The sequence below is a fragment of the Pseudobdellovibrionaceae bacterium genome (genome assembly GCA_023954155.1).
Lineage (GTDB): Bacteria > Bdellovibrionota > Bdellovibrionia > Bdellovibrionales > UBA1609 > JAMLIO01.
Genome location: JAMLIO010000001.1, coordinates 412,494 through 437,510, shown reverse-complemented (window position 1 = coordinate 437,510; position 25,017 = coordinate 412,494). Strand labels below are relative to the sequence as shown.

Genomic DNA, 25,017 nt, shown 5'->3' with positions numbered 1-25,017 from the left:
ATTATTATATTTTTTTATTTACTTTAACCCAACAAAAAAAGGAATTCGTGTATGAAAATTAAAGAGATATTGGAGATGTGTAAAGAACAAGGTGTACGCATGGTTGACCTTAAGTTCATTGATCTGCCAGGAATATGGCAGCACCTTACCGTTCCTATTTCTCAATTGACTGAAGAGTCATTTGAAGAAGGATTTAATTTTGATGGTAGCTCTATCCGTGGTTGGAAATCCATTCAAGATTCCGACATGAAGATGATTCCAGATCCAAATACAGCTATGATTGATCCCTTTATGGAGGTCCCCACACTTTCTTTAGTGTGTGACATCGTCAACCCTGATACATTCGAAGCTTATAACCGTGACCCAAGACAAATTCTAAAAAAAGCTATTGCTTACGTGAAATCCACGGGAATTGCCGACCAGATCTTCTTTGGCCCCGAAGCCGAGTTCTTTATCTTTGATGACATTCGCTTTGAGCAAACTTCTAACAGTGGCTTCTATTTTATTGATTCCGACGAAGGAACATGGAACTCAGGACGTGATGAAGGGGGCGCAAACTTAGGTTATAAGCCTCGTCAAAAAGAAGGTTACTTCCCCGCCCTTCCTACGGACACACTCCACGATATCAGAACTGAAATCTGTTTAGAGTTAGAAAAAGCAGGCATCGAAGTTGAACGCCATCACCACGAAGTGGCCACCGCAGGTCAATGTGAGATCAACTATAAATTTGATGAAGCCGTTCCTATGGCTGATCAGACGATGTTGTTTAAGTACATCGTTAAGAACGTGGCTCGTCGCAATGGCAAAACCGCAACCTTTATGCCTAAACCTCTTTACGGGGACAATGGCTCAGGTATGCACACCCACATTTCTTTATGGAAAAATGGGCAACCTCTTTTTGCAGGTGACAAGTATGCGGGTCTTTCTGAAACAGCCATGTATTTTATTGGTGGAATTTTAAAACACGCTTCAGCTGTATGTGGCATCACTAACCCCTCGACAAACTCTTACAAGCGACTGGTCCCTGGTTTTGAGGCCCCTGTTAAATTGGCTTACAGTTACAAAAACCGCTCTGCTGCCATTCGTATTCCCAACTCTGGCCCTAACCCTAAAGCTAAGCGCATTGAGTTTAGAACTCCAGACGCCAGCTCTAACGTCTATCTGACTTTTGCGGCGCTATTGATGGCTGGTATTGATGGAGTTGAAAACAAACTCAGTCCTGGAGAGCCTTTAGACAAAGACATCTATGGCCTTCCACCAGAAGAACTCAAACTTGTGCCTTCTGTACCTGCTACGCTAGATGAGGCCCTCACTGCCTTAGAAAACAATTGTGACTTCTTGATGAAAGGAGATGTCTTTGACAAAGACGTTCTGGAAGCATGGACGGCCTACAAATGGAACAACGAAGTCAGACCTCTACAACAAAGACCCGTTCCTTACGAGTTCCACTTATACTACGACGTTTAAGCTCTGCATATCCGCTGGTGCTCATTACTGAACTGACGTTGAGTTTCTGCGCCCCAATTTATATCTACGACTCAACCAAAGTGCCGCAAAGAACCCCTTTACGGCACTTTTTTATTTTAAAAGCACGATAACTTTAATATATTAGATCAAAAGGAAGTGCACATGAGTCTTGAAGATAAAGTGATCACATATATGGAAACTCTTTGGGTTAGCATTGAAGACAACGTCCTCACCATTGGGGTCAAAGAAGAAGCTATTTCAGATGCCACCGAAATTTATCATGCCGATCTTCCTCCAGAAAATTCCGAAATCGAAGGCGAAGAGATTTGCGGCGAAATCCACACTGATGATGGTCCCATCAATCTTTATTCACCCGTAAGTGGCACAGTCATCGAGGTCAACTCCACTGTGATCAACAATCCCAAAATCCTATTTGAAGAGACCGAAGGCGATGGTTGGCTCATCCGTGTAGAGTGCGATGACGAAGCCGATATCGAACGTTTCGTCGCCGAAAACAGCGACGAAGACGAATAAACCTTTACAAATGTTCGTTTATTTCTAAACCAACCAAACTCCATTCATACATAAAAATCAGCGCGTTTGTTGTCTTACAAAAAACCGCAACGTTGCGGTTTTTTACTGAACTTAGCTATTTAATATTTGTTCTGCCACTTCAGCCACATTACTAGAAATGCCTTCTGTTTTTAAGATTCTTTCTAGCTGTTGGTTGATCAGCTTTTGGTTTTCTGTAGCCACTGACGGTTTGATTCTAAAAGCTTTTGCCATGGCTGCGGCCACACTGCGATTCACTTTATCTAAGTGAATCACTTCTGTAGCGAAACGCTCATAACCTTTGCCTGTTTTATCGTGGAATCTGACGTAGTTTCTAGAAAAACCACCCCATAATGATCTGACGTAGTTAGGAATTTTTTCGTTGTATTCGGGCAAGGCTTTTAAGGCGTCTAACTTTGCATACATGCTTTCGGATTCATCAGAAGCTTGAACCGCAAACCACTTTTGCATGACCAAATCATCAGACTTCCATTGATCATAAAATGACTGATTGGCTTTTTGCGCTTGAGCCGCATATTGCGAATTGAGCAAACTTAACCCACAGATTTGATCTGTCATATTATCTGCCTTAGCAAAGTGAGATTCTACAAGGTCACAATACTTCTCACCCATATAACTTAATAACATCAAACAAGTGTTTCTGAGTTGTCTATCCCCCACTCGTTTAGCATCAAAGGCTCCAGGAATATCTTGGAATTTCTTATAAGTATTTAAAACCTCATCTTCTAAAGCTGTAGCCAGTGCAGTGATCAAAGCCTTACGTGCTCTGTTGGTCGCTTTGAAGTCGATAGGATTTTGGCTTTGTTGTAATACGGACTCTGTCGGAGGAATGAGCAGTAACGACTTCATATGACTGTCAATGCTCTCGTCCACAAGTACACTTCTAAATGCCTCTATCACTTTGCTGCTTAATGGGGTTTGAGGATTTTGCAGATAAGATTGAACCCAATCTGTAAAAATATTCTGTGCACTTTCAAAACGATTAAAATGGTCGTTATCATATTTTAAAAGGTGTAATTTCTCGTCTAGGCTTTGCTCCATTTTAACTTTGATGGGCGCACTGAAAGATCGATTCACTGAAAGCACAGGAGCCTCTGTCACACCTTCAAACTGAATCACACCTTCTGCCTCTTGAAGCACGATCACACTTTCAGCATCCCAGTACGACTGCTGAGAGTCTTTCACTTGAGGCTTAAACTCTTCACCACTGGCAGCCAAAAATCCTAACTTCACAGGAATAAAGAACGGCTTTTTGATCTCAGACTCTGGCGTGGGAGGGCAAGTCTGTTTGAATTTCAGTTTATATGTTTGTGTCCCCACATCATACACTCCATGAAACTCCACCTGCGGTGTACCCGCCTGACTGTACCATGTGAGCATAGCCTTATCATCCAGATGAGGATTTGCCGCTTTCATAGCAGCCAAGAAGTCTTCTGTTGTCACTGCTTGGCCATCAAAAAGCTCAAAGTATTTTTTCATTCCGTTTTGGAAGCCGTCCTCACCCACTAAAGTGTGAATCATACGTATGACCTCAGCACCCTTTTCATAAACTGTAGCAGTATAGAAGTTATTTATTTGAACATAGGTTTCTGGGCGGATGGGGTGGGCCATCGGTGAAGCATCCTCTGGAAATTGAGCTTCACGCAGACGCTTCACATCCAAAATTCTTTGCACAGGTCTGGAATTTAAATCCGCAGAAAATTCTTGATCTCTAAAAACCGTCAAGCCTTCTTTGAGTGTTAACTGGAACCAATCACGACAAGTAACCCTGTTGCCTGTCCAGTTGTGAAAGTACTCATGCCCAATCACGCTTTCAATAGCCAAATAATCCCCATCCGTGGCTGTCTTTTGGTCAGCCAGCACAAGGGCTGAGTTAAAAATATTAAGTGCCTTATTTTCCATGGCTCCTGCATTAAAGGCTCCCACAGACACAATACGGAATTCGTTTAAGTCATACTCTAAGTTAAAACGATCTTCGTCCCACTTCATAGAGTTGATTAAAGACTGCATGGCAAACTGACATTTTGCCTCATCACCTGGGTCGCAGTAGATATAAAGTTTTACTGTTTTTCCTGATCTGGTCACAAACTGATCTTCAATCACACCCAAGTTCCCTGCCACCAAGGCAAACAAGTAACTTGGTTTTGGAAATGGATCTTCCCACTCTGTCCAGTGACGACCATTTTCTGAAGTTCCCTGAGCAATACAATTTCCATTAGCTAATAAGACAGGATATTTTTTCTGGTCTGCTTCTAATCTAGCTTTATACACAGCCATATTATCTGGACGATCAATAAAGTATGTGATTCGTCTAAAGCCCTCGGGTTCATTCTGTGTGCAGAGGATTCCACCGCTTAAGTATAACCCTTCAAGAGCTGTGTTCTTTTCTGGACATATTTCATTCACTACCACCAGCTCAAAGGAACATTGGGTGATATTTTTGATCTTTAAACCCTCAGGACTCACCTCGTACTGAGCCGCAGCCAAGGGTTTTCCATCTAGGCTCGCGCTGATAAACTTTAGGTCTTCCCCATTTAAAAACAGCTCTGTCGCCGACGGATTTTGTTTGGTGATCTTTTGCCGCGCCTCAACGACCGTCACTGCTGGGTCTAGTTTGAAGTCTAAGTAAATGCTCTCTACTTTAAAATCGTGAGGCTTATAATCTTTAAGATAAATTTTGGTGGTCACCGCTTCATTGGCTTTCATAAATTTCCCCTAGGTAAAACTTGCTTCATTCTTGGATCAATTCTGGGTATTTTTCAATGATGCAACACAAATTCAGAGAGTTTCTGGGCCTTAGGGATATTGCGCCGCATTGACCCTGACGACTTTATCTCTACTCTATAGGAGGATATAATTTTTAGATATTTTAGGAGTTTATATGATCCACAGAATACTCTTAGTGACCTTATTGATCGCTAGCTTTATGGCTGGCTGTAGCAGCCCTGAAAAAAGTCAAACCAAAGAGGCCGTCGCCTTCAGTTTAGCGAAAGAAAGCGGAAGCTTTCAAGAGTGTGGAGAGCTTGCTGAAAACCGCACCAGCAAAGCCCCTAACGGCAAAATCCTTTTAAGTTGGGATATCGACAAATTCGGTTATGCTAAAAATATTGTTGTAGATGAGAACTCTACAGAAGATTCGATTTTGGCAGAGTGCCTAAAAGAAAAGGTGAAAAACGTTAAGTTTCCCACCTCTGAAATCGTTAAAGAATATAAAGTTAAGTTTCCCTTTGTATTCAAAAACTAAATTTTAAAAACTGAATTACTCAGCGGCAGCTTCTTCTTCTGCAGGAAGAGAACATGAGTATACAGATTGAACCGCAGTCTCTTCAATGTTTTCAGCGTCAACGTTAAAGCTAACAGACTCTAAAACTAAACCGAATTGAGTCACAGCAATAGACGCAGAAGAGTGAATACGACCTTCAGCAGTCTTTTCAACAGTGTTGATGATATTAAATAAACCGCTTTGTGTTACTTGGAACGCATACTGAACAACAGCATCTGCTTTATCAACGCCATCAACAACATAGCTCTCAAGTGGAAAACCATCTTCACCAGCACCAACTGTTACAACTACAGTTGAAGACTGATCTAATGTCACACATGTGAACTCTAAAGATTGAGCAAACGCATTGCTTGCAAAAAATACTGTACCTAGTACTGCTACGATTAGTTTTTTCATTATTAACCCTCTTTGTTATAAACCTAGTGCAGTTCTTAGTCTCGATGATTAAAAATGTAAAACACTATCTCTTTTTGGGCTTTGAACATGAAATTTTCACATACAGTTATGGCTCTATTCAAATTTAACAGCTTCTTAGACTCTGTTTACTCGCGCCAGTACAATCAGCTCACGACCAAGGCGTCCTGGATGGGACACCTTTGACCTCACCCATAGATTCTTTCTAAAATCCTTCGCCATCAGATCATGGATTTCTTCTTCTGTACTTCCGTAAGGGGGGCCATAAGTCTTTGGCATCACAAAGAAAACACCCAAGACTTGCCCTTCAGGAGACAAAATACTCTTCCATACCCTTACAAGTTCGCCCCTTCTTAACGGGTCAATGGCACAAAAGCAGGTGTGCTCTACCACGAGATCAAAACTGGCCTTAAACTCCTCAGAGATTTCAAAGACATCTCGGCACACCCACTGCAAATTGGTATTTGAAGGATACAAAGTTTCCGCTTTATGGATGGCCTCAGGGCTAAAATCAATCCCTGTGACTTTGTGGCCTTTGCTTGCAAAAAGTTGGGCGTCATGGCCCGCGCCACAACCTAATACCGCCACTCGCATTTTAGGTAACTTTAATTTTTCAACCGCCCAAACTAAACTTGGGGAAGGTCCACCCATATCCCAACCCGTATCATTTTGCGTGTACCGCTCAGACCATAAGTGCGGGTCAGAAAGAGTGGCATTCGTGTCTATCCAGGAAGGCGTCGAATACTCTTGACCCTCAATCACTATAGCGTCATCCGAAAAAGACTCCGCCATATCAAACAGTTGCTCTTGGGCCTGACGGTTAAAAAGAATAGGAATGCCTTTATCAGAATACATGATGAATCTGTCTTTATAATCTAGGAAGATTTTATTTAAATCCGCTTGAGTAGTGTATTCATTTTCACAATCTAATTGTAAATATGTCCCTTGCACACCGTGAACGTCAGTGGCAATCAACGGAAAACTGAAGGGCTCTACAACGACACTTTGGTCATGTAAACTGGCCCTAAAAGTATGATGAGAATCTATGGTTAAAGAATCCAGAAATTCTTGTACCACATCAAGGTCTGTAATGACTTGGTCTTCCAAGTTATACACCAAACCCTTCTCATCAATCTTCACGAATAAATTCATAACAGGATTGTCGCAGTCCTACTCTTCAAGGCCGATAGCGTCTTCGTCACTGATGTCTCCCTCTGACTCTCCATCAATGTAGGAGTCTTCGTAAAGACCATCTTCTCCCACCTCTCGATCGTCGTCGTCAGAGTCATCCTCTCCCGCTTTAAACTTAAGGCCTTTTTCAAAGGAAATCTGTTCTCCATTGACGTTCACAGCATCAGCGATCCAAACCTGCTCTTCAGGAGTGTCATCGAGTTTTGTGAGGATCATAGAACCTTCACGCACCACTTTGCTGGTATCACCCGCCATGGACTCGCTGTAACTGACCACAAAGTGAGCCTTTACAGTGTTGGTGCTGATCTGTTCTGTCCAAAACTTTTCAAACTTGATGTCTGTGGCTCCACCAGATGATCTTTTCAAGATGATTTGATAAATCTGATCTTGTAAGTTCTCTTGAATTTTGTCCATGGTCTCTTTAGAGACGTCCTCACCTTTAGGTTGATAAAACATAGACGCCATAAGCACCAAAAATGCCACAAAGCCAATAATACCCCAAACTTTTGTTCTTAGACCAAGAATCTTCTTCATTCCCATCCTTTTCGGCTCTCTACCCCTGAGAAGCACCTCATTTAAATATGCCGCAAGTACAAAACTACCCCAACCGCTTTTGAAATGGTATGAAAGTAAGTTAAACAAGGTTTTTTTTGCATGGCACCAATGCTGGAGAGACCTCCCGTTTTTAAATGGCAGACTGCCTGATTTTGTTTATAGATAACTTAGGCATCAACAAGGGGACCACATTGGAAATTATTGGACACAATATCAACGAACACTCTGAAGAGTTCCAAGTGAATTATGAACATCTCAAAGGTCTCACTCAGACCTTTAAGGATCAACTTAAAACTGTCTGCATGGGCGGAGGGGATGAGGCCATTGCCCGTCACAAAAAACGCGGCAAACTGACGGCCCGAGAAAGAATCCAAACTTTAATTGACGATGACAGTTCTTTTTTAGAATTTTCTAGCCTAGCCGCCTACAATATTTATGACAATGATGCTCCTAGTGCTGGAATCATCACTGGGATGGGCAAAGTTGCAGGCAAGGAGTGTTTGATCATTGCCAATGACGCCACAGTAAAAGGAGGAACCTACTATCCTCTGACGGTCAAAAAACACTTACGTGCTCAAGAGATTGCCCTTGAAAACGAACTCCCTTGTATTTATCTCGTAGACAGTGGTGGAGCATTCCTCCCACTGCAATCTGAGGTTTTCCCTGACAAAGAACACTTTGGAAGAATCTTTTTTAATCAAGCCCAGATGTCGGCAAAAGGAATACCGCAAATTTCTGTGGTGATGGGAAGTTGCACGGCAGGTGGGGCCTACGTTCCCGCCATGAGCGACGAGAATATTATTGTTAAAGGCACAGGGACCATCTTTCTTGGTGGACCACCCTTAGTTAAAGCCGCCACAGGCGAAGAGGTTTCTGCAGAAGAATTAGGTGGAGCCCAAGTGCACTCAGAAAAAAGCGGTGTCACAGATCATTTTGCTCATGACGACTTTGAAGCCCTGAAAAAAGCTCGAAGCATCATCGCCCAATTGCCGTTTAAAGCGAAACCCGCCATTCAAGTTCCACCTCAAGAGCCCATCTATCCTCTAGAGCAAATTTATGGGGTAGTTTCCAAAGAAAGTCGCAAACCTTTTGATGTTCGAGAGGTCATTGCACGCATTGTCGATGGTAGCGAGTTTCATGAATTTAAACCGCTTTATGGCCAAACCATTGTAACAGGATTTGCACGCATTTGGGGATACCAAGTAGGTATTGTAGCTAATAATGGAATTTTATTTAGTGAGAGTGCTTTGAAGGCCTCTCACTTTATTGAACTCTGCGACCAACGCCGAATTCCACTGGTGTTCTTACAAAATATCACTGGCTTTATGGTGGGAAAAAAATATGAAAACAGCGGCATCGCTAAAGACGGGGCCAAGATGGTCATGTCAGTAAGCACGGCCACCGTTCCCAAGTTCACTGTGATCATTGGAGGTTCTTATGGCGCGGGAAATTACGGTATGTGTGGAAGAGCTTACCAGCCTCGCCAACTTTGGATGTGGCCTAACGCGCGCATCTCGGTGATGGGAGGAGAACAGGCCGCTAATGTTCTATTGACAGTTAAAAAAGATCAACTGGCTAAAAACGGAGAAACTCTATCAGCAGAAGAAGAACAAAAGATCAAAGCTCCCATTCTGAAAAAATACGAGGACGAAAGCTCTGCTTACTTTTCAACAGCAAGAATCTGGGATGATGGCATTATTGATCCTGTTGATACCAGACAGGTCTTAGCCATGGGGATCAGTGCCAGCTACAACTCTAAATGGCCCGATAAAATCAAGGGCGTATTTAGAATGTAATCTGAATGCGCCCTTGATTTTATCAGGCCATTTAGAGCGTAATCTACAACTAAGGGGATAAAATGGGATTTATTGAAATTGAACGAAAACACTCTTTTGCGCATGTCGTATTGAATCGACCCGACAAGAAGAATGCTTTTAACAAAGCCATGATTCAAGAACTCACTCAGGCGTTTCAAAGCCTAAATGCAGAGCCCGCTATCAAAGTGATTATTATCAAAGGGGCAGGAGATACTTTTTGTTCTGGTGCTGATCTTGAATGGATGCAAAGCCAAATTTCAAATTCCTTTGAGCAAAATCTCCGTGAGTCAGAAGAACTCTTTGAAATGTTTTACACTATTAAAAACTGTAACAAACCTGTGATCTCCTATGTCCACAAATATGTGATGGGAGGTGCCTTGGGGCTTGTTGCTGCTAGTGACTATTGTTTTGCAGAAGAGAATACAAAATTTTGCTTTAGTGAAACGACAATGGGGCTAGCGCCGTCTGTGATCAGTTCTTTTATTCTCTCTAAATGCAATTGGGGTTTATCAACACCTCTTATGTTATTTGCCGAATTCTTTGATGCTTACAAAGCTAAAGAGATGGGCCTTGTCCACCATGTCGCCAAGCCCGACGAGCTTTTAGAGCTTTTCAATAAATTTTTAAAACATTTGGAAAAATTAGATCTTGATGCAGTATTTGCTACTAAGAAGATTTTGCGCGCACAACAACAGATGAATGAAGTCGATTTTAAAACCCAAACAACAGAACTGATTTCAAATTTACGAGTGGGTGAATCGGCCCAAGAGCGTTTGCGCAGCTTTTTAGATAGAGATAAAGCATAAGATCACACTTATGCTGATTCTATAACAACTTGGATTTTAAAACTGAGTGAGTAGGTGAAAGATGAAGACCATTAAAAAAATAGCCATTGCCAATCGAGGGGAAGTCGCCTGCCGTATCCATCGGACTTGTCATGAACTGGGTATCAAAACTGTTCTTTTACATTCAGAACCTGACACCGAAACTTTGGCTTACAGAATGTGTGATGAAACTGCACTGATAGGAGGCGCGGCTTCAGCAGACAGTTATTTAAATATGGATCACGTCATTGCTGCGGCTCTCAAACATCAAGCCGATGCGATTCACCCTGGGTTTGGTTTTTTATCCGAGAACGCAGAGTTCGCGCAGAAAGTCGCAGACGCAGGTATGATTTTCATCGGCCCTACACCTGAGACCATCATGTCTTTTGGTGACAAAAAAACAGCCAAGGAACTCTGCCAAAAAGCAGGTGTGCCTACGATACCTGGCTATAAAGGCGAAGATAGCGACATTGATAAACTCGTCAGTGAATGTGAAAAAATCGGTTACCCTGTTATTGTCAAAGCCACGGCTGGGGGTGGTGGACGTGGGATGCGTGTGATTCATCATCATAAGGAAGCTCACGAACAGATCAATCTTGCTAAAAGCGAAGCTCTGAAAGCCTTCGGCAATCCCTCTGTCTTTTTAGAAAAGTATCTCCATCAAGCCAAACATATTGAAGTGCAAATCTTTGGTGACCACAAAGGGAACATTCATGTTCTTGGGGAAAGAGAATGTTCGGTTCAAAGAAAACATCAAAAGATCATAGAAGAAACCCCTTCAACAAGTTTGAACACCGAACAACGTACACTAGTACACGGCTATGCCAAAAAAATTGCGGAACTTGCAAATTACCTTAATGCAGGAACTGTGGAGTTTTTATTTCAAGAGGATCAATTTTACTTTCTAGAAGTGAACACACGCCTGCAAGTCGAACATCCTGTCACCGAAGAGGTGTTTGGAGTAGACCTAGTCAAAGCCCAAATCCTTACTGCTCAGAAAACAGATTTAAATTGGCCAGCAGCATTTCAACCCAAAGGGGCTTCCATCGAGTTGCGTCTTTATGCTGAAGACCCCTACAAAAACGGTGCGCCCAGTATTGGCCAAGTGGGTAAACTGATTTTTCCTCAGGGCCAAGGCCGCCGTTACGAATATGGCATTGAAGCTAGGGACCGCGTGACTCCTTATTATGATTCTATGGTTGCTAAAATCATCTCCACACAGGATACGCGCGAGGAAGCTATTGCCGACTTACTGGATCTTTTAGACCATCTTGAAATCTTTGGCTTTTATACCAATAAACCTCTGCTCGCACAGATCTTACGTCATCCCGATTACATGGCCAACACGGTCACAACACAGTTCTTTGAAAACAACTTCAATCTGGGCCTCACACCGAGCTTAGACGCTGAAACACAAAAAGTGGTGGCAGATCATCTCACTAAAACTTTGGATATTTTTTATCCCATAGACTCTTACTTCACTCACACGACCACTTCACAAAAGACACCCTCTACTTCTGCGCACAATTCCTCATCAATGTGGTCTTCACAAAAAAACATCAGTGCGACGTCGGGGGCGACACTTATACCCAACTCCCCTTGGACCAACCAATGGAAAGAGTCTGCGCTTTATCAAGGGACACCGCTTGTAAGACTCAATCTTCAAAATGTGAACTCTATGCGTGTAGAAGACAAAATGTGGTGGTCCTATGGATCTGATACTTATAGTTTTTCATTAAGAACAAAAACGTCCCAAGCTGGTGGAGCTCAAAGCGGTAAAATTCACTCCCCTATGCCTGGAACCTTATTTAAGGTGTTATGCCAAGTCGGTGATAAGATTAAAGAAGGAGACACTCTTGTGGTTTTAGAAGCCATGAAAATGGAACACTCGATTAAAGCGGCGGCCTCTGGAAAAATCACTGCTGTACACTTTAAACAAGGCGACATCTTACAGGCTGACGATCTAATTTTAGAAATGGAATAAAGTGATGAAAAGAGCAATAAAAATAGTTGAAGTGGGACCACGAGACGGACTACAAAACGAAAAACGAATCCTCTCGCCCCAAGAAAAGATTGAGTTTGTAAACAAACTTTCGCAGACTGGGTTAAAGTTCATTGAGTTTGGGGCTTTTGTCTCTCCGAAATGGGTTCCACAAATGTCTGGCAGCGATCAAGTGGCCCAAAGTCTTTCTCAAACCAAAAATAAAATCGTTTACTCTGCACTTGTCCCTAACCTTATTGGCTTAGAACAAGCTCTTAAGTATGATGTCAAAGACGTGGCCATTTTTGCAGCGGCTTCTGAGAGTTTTTCCAAGCGTAATATCAATTGCAGTATTGAAGAAAGTTTTGTGCGTTTTGAACAGGTGATGAAAGTCGCCAAGAGTAAAAAGATCAAAGTGCGCGGTTACTTAAGCACAGTATTTGCTTGCCCTTTTGAAGGCGTTATTCCCACTAAAACTGTGGTCAAGCTTACAAAAAAACTACTGAATATTGGCTGCTATGAGGTTTCTCTTGGCGATACCATTGGTGTGGCTACGCCCAAACAGGTCGACGCTTTACTTAAAGCACTTAAAAAAGCAGATGTCCCTTTTACTAAAATTGCTATGCACTTCCATGACACTCGAGGAACCGCACTCGCCAATGTTTTAAAAAGCCTCGAGCACGGCATTCATATTTTTGACTCCAGCCTGGGCGGGCTTGGAGGATGCCCTTACGCACCTGGGGCGCTTGGCAATCTTGCCACCGAAGATCTTGTTTATATGTTAGAGGGCATGGGGCACAAAACAGGCCTTAATCTTGAACTCCTAGTTCACACCCACAAGTGGATTCAAGATATTGTGGGACGTCCTTTGAACTCTCACGTTGGACTTTCTGGTTCCAAAATTTATTTTAAATAACAAATATACAATATTTATTTGACCTTAAAGGCAAGTGAGCGTTTCTCGCCTTTAATTTCTTTTGATGGGACCACAGGAAGAGTCAGGCCGAAAAGATATTGATTGGTCCACGGGGGGCCAAGCTAAAAGATCTTGGACACCAATAGATCTATGAGGTCCTAAAGATTTTTAAGGTAGCAGATTCTTAAACCATCTAAGACTAAATCTGGCGCCTCAAGGTCGAATAACTTTTCGTCTTTAAATAAACCCGCAAAACCGCCCGTTGCAATCACCATACTGTCTTGTCCCGCAAAGGCTTCAGTTTTAATTCGACTTACAATCTCTTTGATTGATCCTACAGTTCCATAAAAAATTCCTGATTGGATGCACTCTACTGTGGTTCGTCCTACTGTGCGTTCAGGTTTTTGAACTTGCACAATGGGCAGCTTCGCCGTTTTTAAGCCCAAAGCTTCTACACTCAATCTTACACCCGCAAGTATTACACCTCCCAGATAGTCTTTATCTGAGTTGATCACATCTACAGTGATTGCTGTTCCAAAATCTACAATGACCAGATTTTTATTTTCAAAGTTATGGCTTCCAGCAATGGCACTGGCAATGCGATCAGCGCCCACCTCTTTTGGATTTGGAGATTTTAATTTAATACCTGTCTTTACACCTGCCTCTAAGAAAAAAGGCTGCACCTTGAAGTACTTTAAAATGGCGTTTTTCATTGAATGGTCTTGTTGTGGAACAACTGAGCACACACCCACGCGTTTGATTTGAGAAATGTCCTCTACACCATTTTGTTCCAAAACAGCTTTTAAAAAAATGCCAATCTCGTCAGAGGTTTTCACTGCGGACGTCGTCATTCGAAAACGATGTTTGATTTCACCCTCTTGATTATAAACTCCACCATAAATCTGGGTGTTCCCCACATCTAAACACAACATCATATTATAGCTCCTTGGCATTGATATTCACATCATCTAAAAAATGAGTTTCACCTGACCCTCGCAGAAGATCTAAAATATGATCCGCAAGCTCAATATTTGTCGATCCATGCGCTACCAAACCTTTCTGCATAGATTTATAAAGGCTGTACTGATGTTGGTTCTCGCTCACTTCATCTATGAAATTCAATACAACGTAATCACTACTCTTAAGAATCTTCTCCACATTCTCTGCAACGTGCTCAGGTGTTTTGTCTTGTAAGAGCTTAAAGCCAAAGACCGTCACTCTAGGATTTAGAGACCAGTCTTTTAAGTTTTGAATCAACTTAGGATTCTGTTCAAACACCACTTCCAAGCTTGGACTTGTTTTAAGTTTTTCTGCCAAAGGCAAAGGGTACCTTTCTCCTTCTTGCGTAATGGCTACAGGTTTAAAATCACTTACCGCTGCAGCATGAACCACCGCCTCGTAGGAGTGGGTCCCAAGTTCTGTTTTCAAACACAATTGCAAATCCGCAAAAGATTCGTATTGTAAAACCGCGATCGCAGGTCCACAAGCAGGTCGAAGTGCTTCGAGTGCCTTAATGGCCGAAGCCGATCCTACAAAAGTCACATCAAAGGCGTCAGACAACTTTTTTGCAATCTGCGCGCCTGTGCGCCCAGAGCTAGTGTTGGTAAACACCCTCACCGCATCTATTTTTTCAGAAGTTCCACCTGCCGTGACCAGAACTCGAGAGCGCTTCGTTGTTTTGCGATCTTCTTGCAACCACGGCTTAAGCAGTTGAAGAATTTGATCGGGTTCTAACAACCGTCCTTCACCAACATCACCACAGGCCATTCTTCCCGCTTCACCATTATGAATCTGAAACCCATAGTTCTGTAAGCGTTTAACATTATCTTGCGTTGCGGGTGCCGACCACATCTTAGGATTCATCGCAGGGAAAAGCAGATACGGCGTTTCGGGAACTCTAGCCAGAGCCAACGTGGTCACAAGGTTGTCGGCAAGTCCGTTAGCAATTTTTGCCATGGTGTTTGCCGATGCAGGACAGAGTATCGAAATATCTGCCCACGTATTCAGATGAATGTGCGCCATCACATCACCTTGATGGTGTATATCTGAAAGCACAGAACGCCCCGTGAGCCCCTCAAAAGTGGACTCTCCCACAAAATGAAATACATCTTTTGTGGCTACAACTTGAACTTCATGCCCCTGTTGCACTAATGCAGAAATCACAGAGCACGCCTTGTATGCGGCAATCGAACCTGAAATTTTAAAGAGCACTTTCGACATGAAGCCTCCCATCTCTACTCTCTGTACGATCTTCGTTCAGACTGACATTATCTATCAAACGTACATCACCTACAAAAACAGCGGCAAACCTTCTGCCCCAGCGTTCTTCAAGGTAATCAATTTTAATATTTAAGGCCTCAAGTTCCTTCTTGATACTTTCAAGATTTTTTTGCGGTTGATTTAATATTTGCGCAAACTGAGTGGCTATGGCTAATTGCTCTGCATTTAAATTTAAATTTCTAGAACTCAACGCCAAACCCTCTTTGGTCCTGACCGTCGGTACACCCACAACATCTATGTCCATAAAAAGATCTTTGACCATGCCTTTGACAAGCCTCCACTGCTGATAATCTTTTAAACCCATATAAACTCTGGTGGGTTGTACGATATGAAAGAGTTTAATTAACACCGTAAGCACACCATCAAAATGTCCTGGCCGAGTGTCCCCACACAATCCTTTAGAGTCCGTGTCTTCATGCACCTTGTATTGATAGCCATGGGGATAAATCTCTTCTGCACTCGGCAAGAACACATAATCCACACCCAAAAGTTCTAACTTTTTGATATCTTCTGCAACACGATGAGGATAGGCTGCAAAGTCTTTGGGGTTATTGAACTGTGTGGGATTCACAAAAATCGAGACCACAATCACAGAATCCTTTTTTTGGGCTTGCTTAATCAAAGTCAGATGCCCTTCATGCAAGGCTCCCATGGTAGGGATAAATCCAATGTCTACGCTCTTGTGACCTTGAGTAAGAAGCTTCATCTCTGAAGCTGTACTTATGATTCTACAACTCATAGGACTCGACCTCACTGGGAAAATTTACCTCTTTCACGTCATTCACATAAGAGTTGATCGCCTCGCTGACTATTTGAAAACCGTTCAGATAGTGGCGTACAAATTTAGGTTTAAAATCTGGATTGAATCCAAGTAAGTCTTGCAACACAAGAACCTGACCATCTACATCTTTACCTGCACCGATTCCAATAGTCGGAATCGCAACTTCGGCAGAGATCACTCGTGCCAACTCGCTAGGTACACATTCAAGGACCATCGCAAAAGCTCCTATACGCTCTAACTTTATAGCTTGCTCCACAATTTTTTTACGCGACTCTTCAGTTTTACCTTGAACCTTAAAACCCCCAAACTGTTGAATATGTTGAGGCGTTAAACCCAAGTGCCCCATCACGGGCACACCCATTGCGTTCAATTTGGCAAACCTCTCTTCATAGGTACTTACACCTTCAATTTTAATCGCATTCGCTCCACTTTGCATAAACGCCTTAATGGCACGAAAGAACTCTCCATCTTCTGCCTGCATAAGTCCAAAGGGCACATCCGTCACAATAAACTTATCTGGTGCTCCCAAACGAACCGCAGACGTGAGGGTTGCAAGCTTATTTGCATCAGAGCCTAACGTATGGGCTTGTCCATAGATCACCATCTCTGAACTGTCCCCAATCAGTAACGCATCCACATCTGTCTGATTTAAAATCTTGGCAAATGAATAGTCATAACAGGTCACCATCGTGATCTTGTTCTTCTTTTGTTTACTCTCAATCCACTTTTGAGGACTAAGCATGGGACGCCTCCTTAAGAAACATTTCTGACATTTCAGTATAAACACTTTTCAGTTCTGTTCCTTCTAAAGATTTTAAATTTTTTGTTATGGTTTCTATATCTTTTCTGATGTGTGGACCCGTTAAACCCTTAGAGCCCATTTCAAGAACATTTTGTATGGAATAACTGATCAGATACTTAAAATCCTGAATGTCAAATTTCTCTGGCATTTTTTTGGAAATCAAATCAATTAGAAGTTGAGGGAAGTTCCCCAGCATCACACACAAAGCATGGTATAAGGGTTTATCCTCAGGGGGGATGTACTCCAACCGACTAGAATGGGATCTGACCCAATCTTGATGATCACACTTTAAAGGTAAATCTTCATAAATATGCTGAGGATATTTTATCTCTTTTGTAAAAGTCATCAAAGGATGGATTCCAACGATCTCTGGATGATAAAATGATCCAGAAAAATGCACATACGAAATGCGACAATCTGACACAGACGAGAGCACGTCTTTGAGTGGATGGTAGACATTAAGAATTTCTCTGTCCTGCACTGACAAATAAAAAATAATATTTTTAATAGATAGATTTTTATTTGTCTCATTTAGATCGTGAAGGACTTCTGTCAAGGTCTCTAAAGTCTTGCACTTCGAAGCATGACTTAAAAAAATTTTAAACTGCTCACGATTAAGATTCGCGAAATGAGAGGAAAGAAATCCCATCAGATAGGGAATGTGGGGAGATATTCGGCCTTGGCCAATACTGACCCCCAGAGTGTATTCAGAATCCATAAGTACCTGCCCTTTCAGATCAAGTCTTACTCATCGTGTATTCTCTCGTCTTATTTGGGTCAAGGACACATCTTGTTAATCAATATGCCATGGGAAGAGATCAAAATTAAGCTGATAGACTTTCTCGGATTTGGCCTCTTTGACTAACTTTTCTGTTTTCTTTAAAAATTTTAAAAACTCATCGTTAATCAGCGTTCGAATCTCTTCGTTTGCAGAAAATGTAGCACTAAAAATATTGGCCTTTTTGGCCCCCAGCTTCTCTAGCTGCTCAATGCTTTTGATCTTCATAAGAATCTGTGCCGTCTGATTTAAATGTGATTCCTTGTTCAAATGGTAATTGTGTTCTTTATAATGAAGCTGCCCTCTTGAATATTCTAAGGCTTTCATTTCAATCAACAGCTTGATCACCTCGTCAAACTTCTCTTTGGGTATTCCCAACTGGGCTTGAATAAGACTTGGATTATTCGCGTACTTTGGAATTTCAAAGTACAAATGAATGATACAGCAGAGTGGATCTAAAAAATATTCTGCCGCATAATTATTGGCTTCAGGATTCTCTGTGGTCGCATCAAGATGCTTAGAAATATCTAGATGCTCCGCCTGAATATTTTGGATCTTCTGCAATAGGAGTTCTTTACGGTCTTTGATGTAGCATCGACTGTAATCTAGGAGTAAGAGCATATACTCTTGCTCTTCAGTATTAAAGTTCAACTCCTTGGCAATGAGAAACATTTGATCTGGATTTAGCTCTGATCGGCCCTTGATGACATTGGTCAAATAGGTGTTTTGGATGCCCGTTTTTTGCGAAAGATGGCGAAATGTGAACTTGGGGTCAATCTTCTTACGCATCTTCACACTTTTTTCAATGACCTCTTGGTATCTTATGTATTTGAAAATATTCAAGATTTGCGTCCTTTTTGGGTTTTTATAAAAAATATAATGATCTTGCTGTTTTTTCTAAAAAATAATATACAAAGTCAATCCCTTTTGGGAGTCTTGGTCAAGCACCAAGCGGAGGTTTGGAAGGATGAAAACATTCACTCGTCACCACCTTGATTCAGCAAAACTCTTTGTACTTTTCACGACATTAACACTCTTGTTGGCCACAACCGCAGCCTGCACCACAGAACAAAATGGGGGCTGGAAAAGTAAAGGTGGGTCTAATAAACCTGTTGTTCCTCCCAGCTTTTCTAATGCAGGAAGAACCGAAGGTCCTGGAGCCATGACCATCATGGTGGTCAATCCCTACCAGTTACTAGCCCAAGACGTACTGATCTGTGAAAAGTCTAACGAAATCCAAAAGCAGCAGTTCACCTTAAACTATGACGTGATTGGAACCCTTATAGGTTTTGATCTTTTTGAAATCCAAAGACAAAACACCCTCTCGCTCATCCGAACCCTGACTCACCTGAAACACGATGATCTGGTTTCCATAGACACGATGGAGCTTGCAGATGTGGCCTTGTCTGAAGATCACCTAGAGCAAATTTTAACTGGACTTAAACGGCTCGATGCTTTTTTTGCAGAAGAACTTCGTAATATTATAGATTCTTCTACGGTCAAATCTCCTTCTGACTCTCCTAGCTTAAATTTCTATAAAACCTCTGATGATGGTCGCAAGTGCTTTACAGCCAACTTGCTTGAAGAAGACCTTGAATCTCAAACCTACACTAACCTGAACAAAGACCTGTATGAGGCCATTTCACCTCGAGATCAGAGTATGCTCTCTCTGTTTACGGCTCTCAATGTGTTCTCTCGACGATATGGTATGATTGATATTTACGGCCTCAGAGACTTTGTCTATTATGCCCACACAAAAGACTTTCAAACCGACGTAGAGAATGTTAGTGTCACAGCAGATAATTTACAGCAACTTATAAAAGCATTCTTACCCGAGTATGAAAGCCCTAATAAAGAAAACTAAATTCGACTTTTTTCACCTGATTCTTATTTTCGCCGCCCTTGTCGGAACCCTATTTGCCGTTTTTATTTTTAAAACCGCACGCCCACAGGCCATTAAATTGATCCGATGGAGCCCTGTGGACCACTATGAAGAGATTATTGATAGCATCAATAAACGCCAATACCCTTTACTTAAGAATACTTACAACGAGATTGTCATTCACGGAGCTTCTAAAATTGATGTCGATGCTAAAGCCTTTATAGATTCACTACAAAGAGTCACTCAGATTTCAGCCACCGCACTAGAAGGCGCCACCCTCTCTGCCTCTTCTCAAAGTCACAGCACCCCTACAGACCGCACAGACGACACTCTACACATTAAATTAAATCACTCACCCATAACTCAAGCCACTGCCACCAAAAGTTCGGCAACGCTGGCAGCCGAGAACATAGCCAAGAGCTCAACAACACACGCTAATGATAAAGCAACCAAGACCCCAACAGCACCAGTCACAGAACAGGCGGCTGAAAGCTTGGCAAGAAAAGCAAATGAAAGTTCGGTAACATTGAATTTATTTATTGAAGTGTATTATTTTATGGATCTTGCAGATATTCATCCCGAAGAATTTTATGATCCCAAAGCGTTGACCAAGGCCATTAAGAAGACCAATGCTCCACATCTTTTCACTGCCTACCAAAAAAGTGCCGACAGCATTTATATTGATGTCATTAGTATAAAATAACTACTCTACAGCAATCGTGTCCAAGACATCATGAGCCATTTGACGGCGTCTAGATCGAAAATAGCTGCGAGCAGATTCTTTAAGCAGATCATTTAAACTCGGCATGTAAATGTCAGCAAATCTTTCAATTTGGTTGGCAAATTGGCTCTCTTCAATTCCTACTCGCATCACTTCACCCCAGTAAGTGTTGTATAAACTTTTTTGGTTGTTTAATAGTGGCGATAGCTTATCGTCAATATGTCGAATTTGGTCCTTAAGAGCCGCGGCCTTAGACTCATCAATATTGACATTATCCTCGATTTTTTTACACACAAGAGAATCCAATTCTTTTTCTAGTTTGGTCTTTTCTTGCATCAATCCCTGAATCTCTTCCAAGAATCCTTTTGCTTTTTTATTCAGTTCAACTTCTTCTTTTAACTCTTCAATGACAAGACCCGTGCGCCATTCACAATCTTTTTTTAATCGCAAAATGTCTCCGTAGATATGGTCCCCGATATAAAGGATCTCGTCCCCTGTCACACCCCATGTGTTTGAAAGACGATTAGCACTTCCCCCCTGATAAACACCTGGCTCCAGTCCCCCAGCATAGTAGTTGCTCATTGTTCCGTCTTTTAAATTGATTTTAAGAATTGAGGCCGCATCATAAAAAAATCTAGGCTTATTAGCTAGAGTGATCGTCCATGTAAAAAGGTCCGTCCATTTTGATCCATCTGAAATGAACGGATTTATCGCATAGTCTAAAAGAGTTTTGGTATAATTATAATCTGAGTTTGTAACAATAAAAAAATGTTTGTTGTGCTTTTTATACTTTTCAATATTTTTAACGACTTCAGGTTCTTTGATCACATACTCATCTAAATTTTGCACCACCACTTCTTTAATGCTGCCATCTCTGTGTGAGAGGTCTAAAACTGTATCTAGATTTTCTGCTATCTCTGGGTAACTCGGGATTTCGTTTTTATATTGGTTGTCTTTTAAATCTACAAGTTGCGCAAACAGACACGCATGAGAGATCGAAAAGGTCGTATCTACCGTATTGTAATTACTGTCTCGCAAATCTATAAATTGCGTCCCAAACTGTCTCTTTAATTCCTTAAAGGCCGTTGGTTTTAAACCATGATAACTTTCTCTGACGGCTCCGTATCTTGAAACCTTAAGTAGGTTTCCACGATTTTTATCAATCACCAGACCACGAATGACTGATTTAAAGTCAAATTTGAGATCCAAAATTTCTTGAGGGTAACTGTAAAGGGAGACCAGCTTCTCTTTCATCTTTTCATAGGCCAAACCTTCAAACTTCTCTGAATTGTATCTGATCAGAGTATGGTCCATATCAAGGCCAATAAATTTAATTTTTTTCAAGTTCAAGGTTCTGTTTATAAATACGTCCATTTTCCGCCTACTTTTAGCTATTTAACTACAACAGTCTAATACCATCCGTATCAATTTGGTACATACGCAGCGAAGAAATCTATTTTTACTTTTAAAACTTTAGTACAGGTGACGATAAGGGCTAAGATAACAGAATTTTAAAAGGATCAATAGCATGGCAAATCGTCGCAATTCTGAAAGAAAAGTTGTAGATGCAGTCAGTTTCAGCGAACTGACCAACCTCAGAAACCCTGAAATCATTGCTACCAGAGGCCATATTATCGACACCTCTTCTAGTGGCTTCTTAATTGTATTCCACCGCGACGACATCAGATCTGAAGAGCTTCGCACTTCCTTATGTATTGATGATCTATTAGGGGAGCAAGTGGCTCTCTTTTTGCCCCAAATGTCTATTGACCTTGAAGGCACTGTCTCTCGAACCAAGCACCTTGGAAAAGGAATTTTTGAAGTCGGAATCAGCTTTTCTGACAGCACACCAGAGTACTGGCGCGAGTGTCTACGCGAGCTTTTGCCCTACCCAGGCGAACTAGAATAAAACCTTTTATATAACCAAACTTCTAATTCGAAATGGTAGATAATGGACACCCTAAAAGGGGTATCTATAGCAACGCCAACAAAGAACCCTTTTTTTGCAACTTTAAAAATTTAAGATGTCTACTAAAACGGGTATAATTCTTGGAACTTTTTTTCATACAATAAAACGATAGGCATATCTGTGGGCATAAACCAACTTAAGCCCTTGGCAATGCCTTGGTGCTCGTGGTTTGGGGGATTATTTAAAGACTCTATCCCAAATGCCAATTCATAATTCACTTTATTTCTAGTGATCAGAGCTGCTCTAGGGTTTTCCACTCCCGCAGAACGAATATATTCCTTGAGGATGTTCTGTGCATGATTAGGAATGATATCATCTGTCACTTTAGCAATATAAACTTGCGCATTCTCATCATAAACGTCGTCAAAAAGCGAAACAAAGACACTGCGATGGGCATAGCTCCACAGCATACCAAAATTAAAGACATAATCTGGCTTTTCTTTTTGGGGGTTAATCACCAAACCCACTCCATGCTGGTAGGCCCACTGAACCACGTTTAAAGCCTTATCTCGCATTCCTGAGCCTGATTCTAAATCTGTATTCAGATACAGGTAAGGCCAACCATCGGGGCCCACTTGGACATCCTCAGAAGTGACCAAAACCTCGGATGCCACAAAGGCATCTAAAAACTTTTGTTCCCATTCTTGATTTCTTGCACTGATTTTTATTTTTGAGAGATCGTGAAAGCTTTCCATAAGACAAAAAAGAAGTGGTAGGAGGTACCGGGTTCGAACCGATGACATCCACCTTGTAAGGGTGGCGCTCTACCAACTGAGCTAACCTCCTAAAATAGGGTTAAATTCCCTGCTGTAGAGCCTGTTTGTATTAGATCAAAAAGGCTTTGTCGAGAAAAAAATGCGCTCTAGACGGGCTTATTTGTAACAAGGCAGTTAGACTGCCTCGCCTACTAGTTACGAATAGGGTCAAAGGAGAAGTAAATGTCCTTTCTTTCAGCATTCCATGTAGAATCTTTCTCAATAACTAAACCAAATAACTCTCGCTTTTCAGCATGAGAAAACGCGGGACAGAATCCAGTATAAACATAATGCGGGAACACAAATTCATCTAACGGCAACAAGTACGGAGGCGTGGTTTCAGGATGAACGGCTTCAGCTTTTGGAATCCAGTTACCAAATCTTACCGTCATAAAATCATAGGTTTTTGAACTCGGCATACTATAATTGTACATTCTAAACGCCATCGAATCCTTACTGTCACCATCTTGCCAGCCTGTACCCAAGCTGATCAGGCGGTTGTCTAAAGAATACTCTCTGACCACAAAGATAGGGAGCCTTGTGAAATACACCTCAAGTTGCTGAATAGCGATCTTAGACTCTACCTGATTGTTGGTATCCAAAAGCGGCCATTGGTGTCCCAGCACTTGAGTGACGGTTTGATCTGACCATGGGAATGGCACAAAGTCGCCGTTTACGACACAGGATAGGTTAGCGTAACTTACTGTCGCAAATACATGAACTATCAGCAAAGATACTACTGCTTTTTTAACTAATTTGCTTAATCTCATCTTAATCGTCCCCACTTTAATTGATACAAACCTTAGTTGCTTTATCTAAGTAATAACCCTTACGACTTCTAAAAATATATTTCGGTTGATTGACCTCAGGTTCAATCAACTGACGTAATCGTTTGATCGTTACATATATTTTATTGTCATGAACACGAGGGTCGTACTCCTGTTGCCACACGAACTCCGCTAAATCTTCTTTGGAAAATGACTTACCTGGGTTCTTAACGAATAATTTCAACATCTCTAAAACAATAAATTGATTGTTAAACTCAACCAATCCTTTACTCTTTTCTCTGACCGAGTGGTTATCTTTGTCTAGAATAATATCAAACTCTGGTTGTTGCCCAATCATGAGTCTCTCAGCAATTTCGATCATCTTTGCACTGTTCACGTGCATCTCTGGATGAATCGAGCTTTTTGCTAATTGAATATGGTGAGCCGCAAGATCTACATTACCTAAATAAAAATAGCAGGTCGCAAAGCAAGTGAATAAATTTGCGCGATAAAACTGATTGGGATTTGTTTTAAGCACATCGTGACATTCCCATGCCAAATCGAGCGCCTTAGAATAGTTACCCTTACCTATCTCGATGTCTGCTTGAAATAGTTTGGTAGCAGCTTTGACATCAGAAATCTCTATCACGTCTAAAAAGACCTCTAGATTTTTTAATTTCTTTTCTACTAAATCGTCTAGTTTTTTAGCTTTGTAGACTCTAGCTTGTCCAAACAGCGCATTACACACATCCTCCTTACTGTCTTCTTCGAGTGCCTTCTTGAGTGACTCGTCGAATTTTTTGTCTGCCGTTTCTAGGTCCATGGACATGAACGCAAAAACAGCTTGTGTGTAAAGTAATTTTGCTGATGGTTCGATCTCAAATGTTTCAACATTATATTTGATTTGATTCGAAAGTATTTCTACTTCCTTAAAACGTCCCATTTCTACAAGCACGCGAAGGAGCTTGTTTTGGCAATTTAAGTACTCTTTAAAATGATTTAACTTTAAATAGACATCTGCTGCTTGTCTGAACTTTGGCTCTGCCTTCTCAAGGTCACCCTTGTCACAGTATAGACAGCCCAGTTCATAAAAGGTTTCAGCTATTTCAACCTGGCTGAACATTCCTCACCCTCCCCCAAAAAGGCATGCCACCCGTCCCCAGCACACACCCTCTTAGCGTAGAGTTATCTTAAATTCTCTGAAATTAGTCCATTAAATAGCTGTTTTATACACCATAAGTCATTTTTATGGCGCACTCAG

24 protein-coding genes and 1 tRNA gene are annotated in these 25,017 nt (G+C 41.6%); 10 read left to right on the top strand and 15 right to left on the bottom strand.

The window, feature by feature from the left end; genetic code table 11:
* Nucleotides 1-51 precede the first annotated feature (51 nt).
* Entirely contained in the window at nt 52-1,467 is a 1,416-nt protein-coding gene (gene glnA, locus M9899_02035) for a type I glutamate--ammonia ligase (protein ID MCO5112933.1), read from the top strand.
* Between the two features lie 162 nt (nt 1,468-1,629).
* Nucleotides 1,630-2,001, top strand: coding sequence for a glycine cleavage system protein H (locus tag M9899_02030; GenBank protein MCO5112932.1), 372 nt, complete (start codon nt 1,630-1,632; stop codon nt 1,999-2,001).
* A 111-nt stretch (nt 2,002-2,112) separates the two neighbouring features.
* Here M9899_02030 and pepN read toward each other — a convergent pair whose 3' ends face one another.
* Complete coding sequence (gene pepN, locus M9899_02025) at nt 2,113-4,746, bottom strand: aminopeptidase N (GenBank protein MCO5112931.1); 2,634 nt, start codon at nt 4,744-4,746, stop codon at nt 2,113-2,115.
* Between the two features lie 175 nt (nt 4,747-4,921).
* On the opposite strand from pepN, the gene M9899_02020 reads away from it, so the two are divergent.
* The gene (locus M9899_02020) at nt 4,922-5,284 is read left to right on the top strand and encodes an AgmX/PglI C-terminal domain-containing protein (protein MCO5112930.1); all 363 of its coding nucleotides are present in this window, start codon (nt 4,922-4,924) and stop codon (nt 5,282-5,284) included.
* Between the two features lie 15 nt (nt 5,285-5,299).
* Here M9899_02020 and M9899_02015 read toward each other — a convergent pair whose 3' ends face one another.
* From M9899_02015 to M9899_02005, 3 genes are all read right to left on the bottom strand, one after another.
* Nucleotides 5,300-5,719, bottom strand: a complete 420-nt coding sequence (locus M9899_02015; GenBank protein MCO5112929.1) for a hypothetical protein — start codon at nt 5,717-5,719, stop codon at nt 5,300-5,302.
* Nucleotides 5,720-5,854: 135 nt separating this feature from the next.
* Complete coding sequence (locus tag M9899_02010) at nt 5,855-6,889, bottom strand: TPMT family class I SAM-dependent methyltransferase (GenBank protein ID MCO5112928.1); 1,035 nt, start codon at nt 6,887-6,889, stop codon at nt 5,855-5,857.
* A gap of 18 nt (nt 6,890-6,907) precedes the next feature.
* On the bottom strand, nt 6,908-7,462 hold the full coding sequence (locus M9899_02005) for a hypothetical protein (protein ID MCO5112927.1): 555 nt from the start codon (nt 7,460-7,462) through the stop codon (nt 6,908-6,910).
* A 212-nt stretch (nt 7,463-7,674) separates the two neighbouring features.
* Between M9899_02005 and M9899_02000 the strand changes: the two genes are divergently transcribed.
* From M9899_02000 to M9899_01985, 4 genes are all read left to right on the top strand, one after another.
* On the top strand, nt 7,675-9,279 hold the full coding sequence (locus tag M9899_02000) for a methylcrotonoyl-CoA carboxylase (protein MCO5112926.1): 1,605 nt from the start codon (nt 7,675-7,677) through the stop codon (nt 9,277-9,279).
* Nucleotides 9,280-9,341: 62 nt separating this feature from the next.
* Entirely contained in the window at nt 9,342-10,106 is a 765-nt protein-coding gene (locus M9899_01995) for an enoyl-CoA hydratase-related protein (protein ID MCO5112925.1), read from the top strand.
* Between the two features lie 61 nt (nt 10,107-10,167).
* Entirely contained in the window at nt 10,168-12,108 is a 1,941-nt protein-coding gene (locus M9899_01990; protein MCO5112924.1) for an ATP-grasp domain-containing protein, read from the top strand.
* A gap of 4 nt (nt 12,109-12,112) precedes the next feature.
* Nucleotides 12,113-13,021, top strand: coding sequence for a hydroxymethylglutaryl-CoA lyase (locus M9899_01985; GenBank protein MCO5112923.1), 909 nt, complete (start codon nt 12,113-12,115; stop codon nt 13,019-13,021).
* Between the two features lie 158 nt (nt 13,022-13,179).
* On the opposite strand, the gene M9899_01980 is transcribed toward M9899_01985, so the two are convergent.
* The 6 genes from M9899_01980 to M9899_01955 form a co-directional block, all read right to left on the bottom strand.
* Nucleotides 13,180-13,956 (bottom strand): type III pantothenate kinase, encoded by a 777-nt coding sequence (locus tag M9899_01980; GenBank protein MCO5112922.1) that lies wholly within the window; start codon nt 13,954-13,956, stop codon nt 13,180-13,182.
* 1 nt (nt 13,957) lies between these two features.
* Nucleotides 13,958-15,241 (bottom strand): bifunctional phosphopantothenoylcysteine decarboxylase/phosphopantothenate--cysteine ligase CoaBC, encoded by a 1,284-nt coding sequence (gene coaBC, locus M9899_01975; protein MCO5112921.1) that lies wholly within the window; start codon nt 15,239-15,241, stop codon nt 13,958-13,960.
* Nucleotides 15,222-16,040, bottom strand: a complete 819-nt coding sequence (gene panC / locus M9899_01970) for a pantoate--beta-alanine ligase (protein MCO5112920.1) — start codon at nt 16,038-16,040, stop codon at nt 15,222-15,224. The genes coaBC and panC overlap by 20 nt, the downstream gene beginning before the upstream one ends.
* Nucleotides 16,030-16,824 (bottom strand): 3-methyl-2-oxobutanoate hydroxymethyltransferase, encoded by a 795-nt coding sequence (gene panB / locus M9899_01965; GenBank protein ID MCO5112919.1) that lies wholly within the window; start codon nt 16,822-16,824, stop codon nt 16,030-16,032. The genes panC and panB overlap by 11 nt, the downstream gene beginning before the upstream one ends.
* Nucleotides 16,817-17,602, bottom strand: a complete 786-nt coding sequence (locus tag M9899_01960; protein ID MCO5112918.1) for a DUF2520 domain-containing protein — start codon at nt 17,600-17,602, stop codon at nt 16,817-16,819. Before M9899_01960 ends, panB begins: the two co-directional genes overlap by 8 nt.
* A gap of 75 nt (nt 17,603-17,677) precedes the next feature.
* The gene (locus M9899_01955; GenBank protein ID MCO5112917.1) at nt 17,678-18,505 is read right to left on the bottom strand and encodes a TIGR02147 family protein; all 828 of its coding nucleotides are present in this window, start codon (nt 18,503-18,505) and stop codon (nt 17,678-17,680) included.
* A 124-nt stretch (nt 18,506-18,629) separates the two neighbouring features.
* Here M9899_01955 and M9899_01950 point away from each other — a divergent pair, with 124 nt between their 5' ends.
* Both M9899_01950 and M9899_01945 read left to right on the top strand, forming a co-directional pair.
* Complete coding sequence (locus M9899_01950; protein MCO5112916.1) at nt 18,630-19,526, top strand: hypothetical protein; 897 nt, start codon at nt 18,630-18,632, stop codon at nt 19,524-19,526.
* Nucleotides 19,501-20,247 (top strand): hypothetical protein, encoded by a 747-nt coding sequence (locus tag M9899_01945; protein ID MCO5112915.1) that lies wholly within the window; start codon nt 19,501-19,503, stop codon nt 20,245-20,247. Before M9899_01950 ends, M9899_01945 begins: the two co-directional genes overlap by 26 nt.
* Here M9899_01945 and M9899_01940 read toward each other — a convergent pair whose 3' ends face one another.
* A complete protein-coding gene (locus tag M9899_01940; GenBank protein MCO5112914.1) occupies nt 20,248-21,639 on the bottom strand; it encodes an HAD-IG family 5'-nucleotidase in 1,392 nt (463 codons plus the stop codon).
* Between the two features lie 154 nt (nt 21,640-21,793).
* On the opposite strand from M9899_01940, the gene M9899_01935 reads away from it, so the two are divergent.
* Nucleotides 21,794-22,174, top strand: a complete 381-nt coding sequence (locus M9899_01935; protein ID MCO5112913.1) for a PilZ domain-containing protein — start codon at nt 21,794-21,796, stop codon at nt 22,172-22,174.
* A 122-nt stretch (nt 22,175-22,296) separates the two neighbouring features.
* Here the strand turns inward: M9899_01935 and M9899_01930 are convergent, their stop codons facing one another.
* The 4 genes from M9899_01930 to M9899_01915 all read right to left on the bottom strand — a co-directional run bounded on the left by M9899_01930 (nt 22,297) and on the right by M9899_01915 (nt 24,879).
* Nucleotides 22,297-22,977: a hypothetical protein gene (locus M9899_01930; GenBank protein ID MCO5112912.1), complete on the bottom strand. Its 681-nt coding sequence runs from the start codon at nt 22,975-22,977 to the stop codon at nt 22,297-22,299.
* Nucleotides 22,945-23,020, bottom strand: a tRNA-Val gene (locus M9899_01925). The genes M9899_01930 and M9899_01925 overlap by 33 nt, the downstream gene beginning before the upstream one ends.
* 121 nt (nt 23,021-23,141) lie before the next feature.
* Nucleotides 23,142-23,759: a hypothetical protein gene (locus M9899_01920; GenBank protein ID MCO5112911.1), complete on the bottom strand. Its 618-nt coding sequence runs from the start codon at nt 23,757-23,759 to the stop codon at nt 23,142-23,144.
* A 16-nt stretch (nt 23,760-23,775) separates the two neighbouring features.
* The gene (locus tag M9899_01915; protein ID MCO5112910.1) at nt 23,776-24,879 is read right to left on the bottom strand and encodes a winged helix-turn-helix domain-containing protein; all 1,104 of its coding nucleotides are present in this window, start codon (nt 24,877-24,879) and stop codon (nt 23,776-23,778) included.
* Nucleotides 24,880-25,017: the final 138 nt, after the last annotated feature.